This is a genomic window from Aurantimonas marianensis (assembly GCF_024195285.1).
GTDB classification, from domain to species: Bacteria; Pseudomonadota; Alphaproteobacteria; order Rhizobiales; family Rhizobiaceae; genus Aurantimonas; species Aurantimonas marianensis.
The window spans coordinates 45,356-57,000 of sequence record NZ_JALHBS010000018.1 but is presented as its reverse complement, the minus strand read 5'-3'; the positions used below and the strand labels follow the sequence as shown (position 1 = coordinate 57,000).

Here is an 11,645-nt window from a genome sequence, read left to right as displayed (position 1 = left end):
ACCGGAACGGCGAGGTAGACCGATGCTCAGCCTGAAGGACGCCCATGTGAAGATCGGCTCGGTCGAAGCCGTGCGCGGCTGTTCGCTCGAGGTCGGCGCCGGCGCTATGGTCGGCCTTGCCGGCCGCAACGGTGCCGGCAAGACCACGGTGATGCGCACGATCATGGGCATCACCAAGCTGACGCGCGGGTCGCTGCATTTCGACGGCACCGACATCACCGGGCTGGAGGTGCATAAGAGGGCCGGCCTGGGCATCGGTTACATGCCCGAGACGCGCGGGTTGATCCCGGATCTGACGGTGGAGGAAAACATCCTTCTGCCCACCTGGGTGACGTCCGCCGACAGTGCTGCGCGCCTCAAGGTGGTCTACGAAATCATGCCGGAACTGGCGAATATGTCGGACCGCAAGGCATTGCTGCTGTCCGGCGGGCAGCAGAAGATGGTTGCGCTGGGCCGAGCGCTGACCGTCGGCACGCGCCTGCTTTTGCTCGACGAACCGTTCGAGGGCGTTGCCCCGGCGCTGGCGCAGCGCCTGTCGGACGTGATCTCGGCCTTGAAGAGCGACGACCTGTCGATCGTCATGAGCATGTCGGAACTCACCCATTCGCAGACCCAGCTCGACCACGTCTGGGGCATCGAGCGCGGCGCCAATGTGGTGGCCGAGGCCGCATGACGGCGTCCCCGCGCTTCTGGGAGGACGCGCCGGCCACGCGCGCGGAGGCGCATTTCGGCGACCGCGTCGTCACCTGTTTCGTGGATCGTCCGCCAGACGCCGACGCCATGTTACGTACTGCCGCCGTCGCAAGTCCGCAAGGCGACGCCGTCGTGGACGGGAAAATCCGGATCTCGCACGCCGAACTGGATGGCATGAGCGATGCCGTGGCCGGTGGGCTGATGTCGCGCGGCGTCTCGAAGGGCGACCGGGTCGGCCTCCTGGCGCGCAACCGCTGGCAGTTCGTCGTGGCGCTGACCGGCATCGTGCGCGCCGGCGCCATCGCGGTGCCCTTGAGCGTCAGGGCGAGTGCGCGGGAAATCGAATTCATTCTCGGCGACTGCGGCGCCGGTCTCACCATCTGCGACGCCGAAAAGGCCGAGATATTGCCCGACACCGTGGCGCGCGCGGCGATCGACGGGCCGGCGGGATCGAGCTTCGAGGATCTTCTCGCCGCTGCGCCCACGACTACCCCGCCGGATCTTCGCGAGGAAGACGTCGCCGTCATCCTCTACACGTCCGGCACGACCGGTACACCCAAGGGCGCGATGCTGACGCATCTCAACATCGTCCATTCCTGCCTGCATTATGCTCACTGCTTCCGCCTGACCGCCGACGACCGCCTCGTCATGGCGGTGCCCGCCAGCCACGTCACCGGTCTGATCGTCGGCATCTACGCCCCGCTCGCCGCCGGCGCCGCCATCGTCGTGATGGAAAAGTTCGACGCCGACGAGTTTCTCGCTCTCGCCACGCAAGAGCGGATGACGGTGACGATGCTGGTGCCGGCCATGTACAATCTGTGCCTTCTGCGAGCCGACTTCGCCAAGCATGATCTCGGCGCATGGCGCATCGGCTCCTTCGGCGGAGCGCCGATGCCGGTCGCCACCATCGAACGGCTCGCCAAGCTCTTGCCGAATCTCGATCTCATACAGGCCTATGGCTCGACCGAGACGACGTCGCCGGCCACGATCATGCCGCCCGGCGGCCAGGCCGCTGCTCCCGCCAGTGTGGGCGCGCCCGCGCCCTGCGCCGATATCCGTGTCATGGACGCGGCGGGACGCGAGGTCGCCGCCGGCGAATCCGGCGAGGGCTGGATCGGCGGGCCCATGGTCGTTCCCGGCTATTGGAGCCTGTCCGACAAGACCGCCGAGAGTTTTCACGCCGGCTTCTGGAAATCCGGCGATGTCGGCCGTTTCGATGAAAACGGATTGCTCTACATCCACGACCGCCTCAAGGACATGATCAATCGCGGCGGCTACAAGGTCTACAGCGCCGAAGTCGAGAACGTCCTGTCGTTCCATCCAGGCGTCGCGGAGGCCGCCGTGGTGCCCCGCCCCGATCCGGTACTCGGCGAAAAGGTCCACGCCTTCGTCCACCGGTCAGACCCAACCCTCGACGAGGCAGCGCTCAAAGCCTTCTGCTGCGAACGCCTGTCCGACTACAAGGTGCCGGACTTCTTCACCTTCACCAGCGAGCCCCTGCCGCGCAACGTCAACGGCAAGCTGATGAAGCAGGCGCTCCGCGACCGGGTAGCGGAACCAAATGGCCCGGCCGACCGCCGGCAAGCGGATCGGACGAGCCCGGGGCGGAGCGAACGCGGCTAATCCTGTTCGCAGATGGCGTCCTCCTGGCGGGTGTGCAGCCGGACCAGCAGAACGATCGTGTCGATCACGCGCTGGGCGTCCCGGACCTGCAACCGGTCGGGCTCGCTCGCCGCCAGATCCGCCGCGATCTGTCGCAGGACCCGCGCCAGCTTGAATATCTCGCTGTGGGCATAGCCCAGCGCCGTGATCAGCGCGCCATACTCGTGGTCCCCGAGCAGGCCCGGATACAGGACACGGTCGTCGTGGCGTTCATGGTCGAGGATTTCCCGATCGATCATCTCGGACGCCTGACTCACCAGGCCCGGCGCTTCGCCGTTCGCCGCGACATCGAGAGAGTCGGAGAGTGTCTGCAGGCGATCCAGTGTCTGATGGATGGCCGTGTGCTCGGCTGCGATCGTCCGCGCCGTCGAGGCCGGCATTGCGACGGTCCGCCGCCGGGAGCCGGATCCGAGCGCGCGCAACGCGTTGATGATCACCGCGACATCGATGGCCTCCTGCGTCAGCGCCCCCGCGACCGGTGGAAGCAGTCCGGCCGCGGCGAAGACCATCGCGACACCGGAAAGCGCCAGCCCCGCGACAATGCTTTGCAGCGCGATCTGGCGGGTGCGCCGCGCAATCGCGATACTTTCCGGGACGCGATTGAGATTTTCGACCAGAATGACGACGTCGGCTGCCTCCGAGGAAGCGCTGGCCCCCCGTGCGCCCATGGCAATGCCGACGGTAGCCGCGGCCAGGGCCGGCGCATCGTTGATACCGTCGCCGATCATCATTCCGGGATGGCGGATAGCCTCCTCACGCACCACTTCGATCTTCTGCCGGGGCGTGCAATTCGCCTTGGTCTCGTCGAGATCCAGCCCCTCGGCCACGGCCTCGGCGGCGGCGGTGTGATCGCCGGTCACCATCATCAGCCGGGAAATGCCAAGAGCGCGAAGCCAGCGCAGCGCGCCGGCGGTCTCGGTCCGCACCTCGTCGCCAAGCAGGATCGCGGCGGCGAGCCGCCCGTCGATGGCTACGAAGATGGTCAGCGCCGAGCGCCAGCGCGCGCGCCGGATCGCGCGCGCGGCCCAATCCGCCAGTTGCGTCTCACCGGCGATCAGGGCTTGGGAGCCCGCCGCGACCCGCTTGCCTTCCACGATGCCTTCCAGACCGGAGCCGCGGATTTCGCCGACGTCGTGCGGCACCGACAAGGGCAGGCTTCGCGCGTGCGCCGCCGCTATCAGCGTTGCGGCAAGAACATGGTGCGACGCCTGCTCGAGCGAGGCGACGAGACGCAGAATGTCGTCGGCGTCTTCACCGGGCGCCGTCTCGATACCGACAAGGCGCGCGCCGCCGACTGTCAAGGTGCCCGTCTTGTCGAAGATCGCCACGCGCACCCGCGCCAGCGCCTCCAACGCGCCGCCGCCCTTGACGAGGATGCCGCGCCGGGCCGCGCGCGACACGCCGGAAATGAAGGCGACCGGTGCCGCCAGGATCAGCGGACACGGCGTCGCCACCACAAGCACGGCCAGTGCGCGTACAGGATCGCCAGAGACATACCAGGCGAGCCCGGCCACGCCCAGCGTCACCGGCAGGAGCACCAGGGCAAAGCGGTCGGCCATGCGCACGAACGGCACCTTCGCCGCCTGAGCCGAACTCACCATGCGCACGATGCCCGCATAGGTGCTGTCCGAGGCGCGCGCCGCCGCGATCATGGTGACGGTTTCGCCGGCGTTCACGGTACCGCTGCGCACGGTTTCGCCGGGACCGCGGCGCACAGGCAGCGGCTCGCCGGTCACCGCCGCTTCGTCGATCAGGGTCGAGACGTCCGCTAGGAGCCCGTCCACCGGCACGATGTCGCCGGCGCGCAGCAGCAGCCGGTTGCCCGGTTCGACTTCGGCCACGGCGACGGCTTCGACTCGACCTTCGAGCAGACGATGGGCGGTCCTGGGCGCCCGGTCCGTGAGCAGCTTCAGATCGCGCTCGGCCCGGCCGACCGCGTAATGCTCCAGCACGTTGCCGCCGGCATACATGATCGCGACAACGATGCCCGCGAGTGGCTGGCCCAGCGCCAGGGCCGCCGACATCGAGACGAAGGCGATCGCATCGACGCCCATGCGGCCCGACCACAGATCGACGGCAATAGAGATCGCCAGACCTAGCACGACCGGAATGGTCGCGGCCGCCCAGGCAAGATTTGCGGTGGCGGGACGGCCGGAAATCGCCAGGGCGGAGCCGGCGATCAGACCCGCCAAGGCGACCAGCAACAGTATCCGGTGGACGGTCTTGGCGTTGAACGCGAAGGCGGGCCGTCCCGGCGACGCTTCCTCGAGGGCCGCCGGCAGCGCGTCGGCATCGCGATCGTCCGGGTCGATATCCACTTCCTTGCGATCGCTTAAGTGCGCTGCGGCGACATCGGAGGCCAAACGCTCGCCTGGGGTTGGTGCCACCGCCCCTCCTTCCTGTTCATCGATCATGATGCGGGCTTCTAGCCAAGCCCGAGTGCCGACCTGTTGACCTGCATCAACCCGGTCGACCCGGTGGCGCGGCGCCCCGGAAGCCATTCCTCGCCGGTTAGCCCTTGCGTCGATCATCCTCCCGTTCGCCGGCGGGGTCGTCCGTCGTGCCATCGACGATGCGGCGCGCCGCTTCTGCCACCGCCCCGATCTCGGCCACGCTCGACAGGTGCATCCAATCGGCCGGCGCGCGCGATCGGCTCAGCTGATCCCGGACCACTTCCGGCGTGGCATCGGAGGGATCGTCGCGACGGGCCGCGACGCGCTCGACGAGCCGCTCGGGCGGGGCTTCGAGCCACAGACCCAGGAAGGGTGTCGAGCCGCCCTCGCCCATGCCGGCGATCCGTTCCCGATCGGGCGCCCGATCGAACACCGCGTCGGCGACGACCCCGTGCCCGAGCGGCAGGATCGCGCCGGCTTGTTCGGCCAGACGCGCGTAGACTGTTTCGGAGACCTGCGGCCGGTAGCACTCGGCCGGCAGCGGGGTTTCGGCGGCAACGCCGAACAGGTGCTTTCGTATCCGGTCGCTGGCGAGGATTCGGGCGCCCGGCGGCGGGCCGATCCGCGGCGCGATCGCCGCCGCGACGGTCGACTTGCCGGACCCCGACAGTCCTCCGACCGCCACCAGGCGACCGGGGCGCGGCCGCAGGAGATCGAGCGCGAGGGCGAAATAATCATGCGCCTCGGCTCTCAGTGTCGGCGCATCGGGGCCGGCCTCGGCGACCCGCGTCGCGGTGACATGGGCGCGAACCGCGGCACGCAGCGCCATCAGGAACGCCAGCAGCGGCAGGCCGTCCGTCTCGTCGCTTTCGTCCAGATAGCGGTTGAGGACGAGGTTCGCGAGTTCCTCCAGCCCCCGGTGCCAGAGATCCATCAGCAGGAAAGCCAGATCGTAGAGGATGTCGGTCGTGGCCATGGCCTCGTCGAATTCGAGGCAATCGAACAGCGTCGGCTCGCCGTCGAAGACGCAGATGTTGCGCAGGTGCAGATCGCCATGACAGCGGCGGATTTTGCCCGCCGCGCCGCGCGCGTCGAGGAGCGGCGCCAGGCGGGTAAGACCGTCGCGGAACCGGCGATTGAACTCGTCGACCGCCGCCGCTGGAAATACGTCGGTGGTCGCCAGCGCGCGCTCGTTGATATCGAGGACGAGGGCCACCTGAGCCGAGCCGGTGACGCTGCGATCGGGCGCGATGCCGGCGTGGAAAACCGCGATCCGGTGGGCGAGCCGCGCCATCAGCGGCACCGTGAGCGTGCCTTCCATCGCCATGCGATCCAGCAGGCAATCCTCGTCGAAACGGCGCATGTCGACATAAGCGTCGACGAGCGGCCCGCTGCCATCGATGGCGAGACCGCCATCCGGCTCGCGCGTCACCTGGCGCACGGCGCGGTAGAGCTCCGGCGCGGTGCGCCGGTTGAGCACGAGTTCCTGTTCACAGCTCGTGAGCCGGCGCTCGGGCGTCGAGAAATCGACATAGGGCAGATGCGCCGGCCGTTTCAGCTTGATCGCCCGCTCGCCCGAGAGAAGGATCGTGGAAATATGCGTGACCACCGTCTCGACAGTCGAAGCATCGCCATCGTCGAAGGCCGCGGACTTCAGGAAGGCGATCGTTTCGTCCTGGCTTTGGGCGGGCATTGCGCGTCACCGGGGGTCGTTGCGCGGAAGGCAAATGGCCGAGGCTTCAATGCGCCATCAGCAGCGGGATGGGGCTACGCGTCAAAAGTTCGCGGGTGACGCCGCCGAACAGCATCTGGCGGAGCCGCGTGCGGCCGTATGCGCCGACGACGATCAGTTCCGCGCCGAGGCTCGAAGCCTCGTTCAAAAGACCCGCGGCCGCATCTTCCCATCGCGGCAGATGCCGTATCTCGACGGCGATACCGTGCCGTGCCAGATGTCGGGCCATATCCGCCGCCGGCTCCCGATGCCGTTCCTCGTCCGACGAGGTCTCCGCGACGGAAACCAGATACACCTGCTTCGCCCGCTGGAGGAACGGGAGGGCCGCCTTGATGGCATGGGAACACTCGACCGCGTCCTTCCAGGCGATGAGGATGGTGTCCGGCTTCCTCGCGTTCACGGCGTCCGGCGGAACGACATAGGCCGGCGCTCCGGCATCGAAGATCACCGCCTCGAACATCTCCGGCCATTGGCCGCCGTCGCCATGCGGACGCCCGACGACCACCAGGTCGACGGCGCGGGCCAGCGGTCCGACCCGCGAGCCGAGTTCCTGATCGTCGTAATCGATCCGCCTCAGCTCGGTCGACATTCGCGAAGTCGCAAGACGCTCGCGAGCATGCGTTTCAGCCGCATCACCCAATTGTACGCCTCGCTTGTGCAACTCGGACCTGAGCCACGCACGGCCCGGGCCCATTGGAATGGGGCCGGTTTGCAGATAATTCGTCAGGAGAGCCACGATATGCGCGTCGAACATCGCCGCGATCATATCGGCGTGGCTCATCTTCGCCGCATCGCCGTGCGAACCGTCGACCTGGACGGCGATGTCCCGGATTGCCTGGGTAGACATTGGAAGACTCATGCGGGTGACAACCTTTCAATTCTCCGGTTACGCGACCGGCATCATCTTTGTCGGCGAATTCCGTCGCCGCCCTTGATCACGGTCAATCGTTCTCACGCTATCAGGAATCGAACCCACGGCATCCGATTCGCCGTCCGCGTGCCGTGCCCTTTGCCGGGCGTGATCGCTCTCGCCAGCGTCGCGATACGCGTTTGCGGCGGCTGCCAGCGTTGCAGATGTGAGCCGCGCGCGCAGAACGCGGATGTTCCGACGTCTGCGGGCAAATTCCCCCGAGTTTCCCTGACTCGCCGAGCAGATCATGCTCCCTCAGGCCAGGTCTGCCTGGCCGATGATAAACGACGCGATCGCGGCGACGTCGTCGAGATCGAAAACGGGCACGGCGGCCTCCTCCACCGCGTGATCGGCGGCGATGGCGGCAATCGCCGGAATGGTTCCAAGCATCGGCGTGCGCTCCTTCGATGCCGTCCGGCGGCATTCGATCTTGGGATGCGGCGCGGCCTTGAACCCTTCCACGAGGACGATATCGCACGGCTCGAGCCGCGCGATGATCGCGTGGAGCGTCGGTTCGCTCTCGCCGCGCAGCTCGTGCATCAACGCCCAGCGCGTCGATGAAACGATCGCCACCTCGCTCGCGCCAGCGCTACGATGACGGAAGGAATCGGTGCCCGGCGTATCGATATCGAAGGCATGATGCGCGTGCTTGACCGTCGAAACGCGATAGCCGCGATGGGTCAGCTCGGTGACGAGACGCTCGGTCAACGTCGTCTTGCCGGAGTTCTTCCAGCCGGTGATGCCGAACAGGCGCTGCGTCATGATCGAAGCGATTCCAGACAGTTTTCCGCTCTCGGGGCGATGTGCCGTCAGGAACGTGTAAGCGTGGGCTCGGCGCCGTCAACTCCGCGAGCCCGCTTTTGCCGGCGCGCCATCCTTCGCGCCGCGGTTTGCCGCCACCGCCCGACGCGGCTAAATGCGGCCATGTCCGAATCGACGTCCCCCTATCTGACGACCCGCGAACTCGCCGATCTGTTACGCATCAAGGAGCGCAAGGTTTACGACCTCGCCGCGAGTGGCGAGGTGCCGTGCGTCCGCGTGGTCGGAAAGCTGTTGTTCCCGACGGATGAGGTGGCGGCATGGATGGCGGCTTCGCGCTCTGGTCCTGTCGTGGCCAGCCGCCAACTGCCGTTGATCCTGGCCGGCAGCCACGATCCTCTTCTGGAATGGGCGCTGCGCCAGTCCGGCAGCGGCTTGGCCGCCTTTTTCGATGGCAGCCTGGACGGAATCGCGCGGCTTGGCCGCGCGGATGCGGCGGCCTGCGCCACCCATATCAGGGAACCCGACGGCTGGAATGTCGACACGGTCCGCAAAACCCTCGGCGAAGCGCCCGTGGTGCTGATCGAATTCGCGCGGCGTCGATGCGGCCTGATCGTCGAATCGGGCAATCCCCGGCGGATCGCCGCGATCGCCGATCTCACGCCGCTTCGCTTCGCTCGCCGTCAGCCGGGCGCCGGCGGCCAGCGCCTGTTCGATATGCTGGCGCGGGAAGCCGGCGTCGATGTCTCGGCGCTCGCCGGTCCGCAAGCGCCGGCGAAGACCGAGGACGACGTGGCCCGCCTCGTGCTCGACGGCAAGGCGGACGCGGCGTTCGGCCTCGCCGCGATGGCCAAGCAATATCGGCTGGGATTCATCCCTCTGGCGGAAGACCGCACGGACTTGCTGGTCTGGCGCAAAGCCTATTTCGATCCGCCGTTTCAGCGACTGCTGCGGTTTATGGCCTCCGGCGAATTCGCCGACCGCGCCCGTGAGATGGCCGGCTATGACGTCAGCGGGACCGGGACCGTTCACTACAACGCGCCCACCCCTTAACCCGAGTGGAGGTTGCGCGGAGAGTCGGAGAAACGATCGTCACTTGGCGTTAGGAAAGAACAGCTGCTGACCGTCAACCTTGTAGTTGGCGATGGCGGCCTGCCCCTTCTCGCCGGTCAGCCAGTCGATGAATGCCTGTCCCTCAGCGGCCTTGACGCCCGGATGCTTCTTCGGATTGACGAGGATCACCCCGTATTGGTTGAAAAGCCTGGGGTCGCCCTCGACGGCCACCGCGAAATCGCCCTTGTTGCCGAACGATATCCAGGTGGCGCGATCGGTCAGGACATAGGCGCCCATGCCGACCCCGGTGTTGAGCGTCGCGCCCATGCCCGAGCCGGTTTCGCGGTACCAGTCGCCGGAGGCGGCGCCGGCATCGACGCCCGCTTGCGTCCACAAGCGCTGTTCGGCCTTGTGGGTGCCGGAATCGTCGCCTCGCGAGGCGAACGGTGCCTTGGCTTCGGCGATCTTCCGCATGGCCGCGACGGCGTCGGTCATGCCCTTGACGCCGGCCGGATCGCTCGGCGGCCCGACGATGACGAAATCATTGTACATGATGTCGAAGCGCTCGACGCCGCCGCCATCGGCGACGAATTTTTCCTCCGCCGGTTTGGCATGGACAAGAAGAACATCCCCGTCACCGTTTTCGGCGTTCTTGATCGCCTGGCCCGTACCGACGGCAACGACACGCACCGCGATGCCGGACTCCTTCTCGAACGCCGGCAGGATCGCGTCCAGCAGGCCGGAATTCTGGGTCGATGTCGTCGACTGGACGATGATGAATTTGTCCTGTGCCAACGCGCTCGTCGAGCCGAAACCCGCGGTCGCGGCCAAAGCGATGGTCAGGGCGAGACAGGCGCGTTTGAACATGACGTTCTCCACTGGTGCTTGCTGGTATTGCTCAAAGCAGAAGGGCGCCGGCGAGAAATGCCCGCGCCGCTTGCGTGCTCGGTTGTTTGAAAAACGAGGCCGCCGAAGTCTGCTCCACGACCCGCCCGCGATGAAGGAAGACGATTTCGGCGCCGAGCCGGCGGGCCTGGCCGATGTCGTGCGTCACCATGACAACTTTCACCCCCTGCTCCGCTGCCTGGAGGATCATGGCTTCGATCCTGTGTGTCGCTGTGGGATCGAGGCTCGATGTCGGCTCGTCGAGAAACAGGATATCCGGATCGGTCGAGATGGCCCGCAGCAGCGCCAGCCTCTGCTGCTCGCCGCCTGACAGGGTTCGCGCCGGCTGCCTGGCCTTGCTCGCGAGATCCCCGATCTCGAGCAGCGAGCGGATGCGGTCCGCACGCTCTTGGCGGCAAACCCCGTGGGCCTGAAGCGCAAACCCGATATTGGCGGCGACAGAGCGGCGCAGGACGACAGGCCGCTGGAACACCATTGCCTGACGGCGGCGTATGCGCGCGCACATCGGCTGGCCGCCATATAGCACCCGCCCTTCCGTCGGATCGATCAGTCCATGCAGCAGCCTGAGCAGCAGGCTCTTGCCGGCACCGTTCGGTCCCATCACCATGGTCGGCCCGCGCCCCGCCAGCGTCAAGGCATCGAGACGGACCAGATCCGTCCCGGCCGCGCGAAGCGCAAGCCCTTGCGCATGGATCGGCAGGATCGTCGCAGTGGCCCCGTCGAGCACACGCGATGGCATATCCAACCCGCCGTCGCGCGGTTGGGGGATCGCCGCGCTAGGAGTCGAAGCGATCGGCATGGGCCATCCCCTTCGTGGTGCTGTCGAGCAGTGCGACCGCGGCGTTCACAGCGACGGCGATCAGGATCAGGATGGCCCCGAGCGCCAGCGCCAGTGCCAGGTTCCCCTTCGATGTCTCGAGGGCGATGGTCGTCGTCATGACCCGCGTGACATGATTGATGTTGCCGCCGACGATGATGACGGCGCCGACTTCCGCGATCGCCCGTCCGAAGCCGGCGAGGAAAGCGGTCATCAAGCTGGCCCGTCCGTCCCAGAGCAGCGTCGGGATGGAGGCTGCGCGCGAAACCCCCAGTGAACAGAGCTGCTCGGCGTATTCCGCATGCAGATCTTCCATGGCCTGCCGCGTCAACGCCGCGATGATCGGCGTCACCAGCACGAATTGCGCGATGATCATCGCGGTCGGCGTGTACAGCAGTTGCAGCACGCCAAGCGGACCGCTGCTCGACAACATCAGATAGACCACGAGACCGACCACCACCGGCGGCAGGCCCATGAGCGCGTTCATCAAGAGCACCGCGAAGCGCCGGCCGGGAAAGCGGCCTATGGCCAGCGCCGCGCCGAGCGGCATACCGAACAGCGCGGCGATCGCCACCGCGGTCAGCGAGACCCGCAGCGACAGCAGAACGATCCCCCAAAGCTCCCAATCGCCTTGAAGGATCAAACCGACGGCCTGACCAAAGTTATCTGTAAAATCCTGCATTTTTTACGTTCTGCCGAATTATTCCGGATGTTTTGCAG

The 11,645-nt window shown here is 66.9% G+C and carries 10 protein-coding genes; 3 read left to right on the top strand and 7 right to left on the bottom strand.

Annotated elements, in window-relative coordinates:
* Both MJ956_RS03295 and MJ956_RS03290 read left to right on the top strand, forming a co-directional pair.
* Window positions 1-673: ABC transporter ATP-binding protein (locus MJ956_RS03295; RefSeq protein ID WP_423724788.1), on the top strand; the 673-nt coding region annotated here is incomplete at its 5' end.
* Window positions 670-2,316: a class I adenylate-forming enzyme family protein gene (locus tag MJ956_RS03290; protein ID WP_253963053.1), complete on the top strand. Its 1,647-nt coding sequence runs from the start codon at window positions 670-672 to the stop codon at window positions 2,314-2,316. The genes MJ956_RS03295 and MJ956_RS03290, both read left to right, overlap by 4 nt.
* Here the strand turns inward: MJ956_RS03290 and MJ956_RS03285 are convergent.
* The 4 genes from MJ956_RS03285 to mobB all read right to left on the bottom strand — a co-directional run bounded on the left by MJ956_RS03285 (window position 2,313) and on the right by mobB (window position 8,152).
* The gene (locus tag MJ956_RS03285; RefSeq protein ID WP_253963055.1) at window positions 2,313-4,409 is read right to left on the bottom strand and encodes a heavy metal translocating P-type ATPase; all 2,097 of its coding nucleotides are present in this window, start codon (window positions 4,407-4,409) and stop codon (window positions 2,313-2,315) included. The two genes, MJ956_RS03290 and MJ956_RS03285, sit on opposite strands and share 4 nt — an antisense overlap.
* Window positions 4,410-4,866: 457 nt before the next feature.
* Window positions 4,867-6,441: a bifunctional aminoglycoside phosphotransferase/ATP-binding protein gene (locus MJ956_RS03280; protein ID WP_253963052.1), complete on the bottom strand. Its 1,575-nt coding sequence runs from the start codon at window positions 6,439-6,441 to the stop codon at window positions 4,867-4,869.
* Between the two features lie 46 nt (window positions 6,442-6,487).
* On the bottom strand, window positions 6,488-7,327 hold the full coding sequence (locus MJ956_RS03275; RefSeq protein ID WP_253963051.1) for a universal stress protein: 840 nt from the start codon (window positions 7,325-7,327) through the stop codon (window positions 6,488-6,490).
* Between the two features lie 318 nt (window positions 7,328-7,645).
* Window positions 7,646-8,152 (bottom strand): molybdopterin-guanine dinucleotide biosynthesis protein B, encoded by a 507-nt coding sequence (gene mobB / locus MJ956_RS03270; RefSeq protein ID WP_253963050.1) that lies wholly within the window; start codon window positions 8,150-8,152, stop codon window positions 7,646-7,648.
* A 162-nt stretch (window positions 8,153-8,314) separates the two neighbouring features.
* Between mobB and MJ956_RS03265 the strand changes: the two genes are divergently transcribed.
* Entirely contained in the window at window positions 8,315-9,202 is an 888-nt protein-coding gene (locus tag MJ956_RS03265; RefSeq protein WP_253963049.1) for a helix-turn-helix transcriptional regulator, read from the top strand.
* 39 nt (window positions 9,203-9,241) lie between these two features.
* Here the strand turns inward: MJ956_RS03265 and MJ956_RS03260 are convergent, their stop codons facing one another.
* From MJ956_RS03260 to MJ956_RS03250, 3 genes are read right to left on the bottom strand one after another with little or no spacing between them, the layout of a single operon-like run.
* Window positions 9,242-10,069 (bottom strand): ABC transporter substrate-binding protein, encoded by an 828-nt coding sequence (locus tag MJ956_RS03260; RefSeq protein WP_253963048.1) that lies wholly within the window; start codon window positions 10,067-10,069, stop codon window positions 9,242-9,244.
* Between the two features lie 31 nt (window positions 10,070-10,100).
* The gene (locus MJ956_RS03255) at window positions 10,101-10,847 is read right to left on the bottom strand and encodes an ATP-binding cassette domain-containing protein (RefSeq protein ID WP_253963047.1); all 747 of its coding nucleotides are present in this window, start codon (window positions 10,845-10,847) and stop codon (window positions 10,101-10,103) included.
* A 37-nt stretch (window positions 10,848-10,884) separates the two neighbouring features.
* Entirely contained in the window at window positions 10,885-11,607 is a 723-nt protein-coding gene (locus tag MJ956_RS03250) for an ABC transporter permease (RefSeq protein WP_253963046.1), read from the bottom strand.
* Window positions 11,608-11,645: the final 38 nt, after the last annotated feature.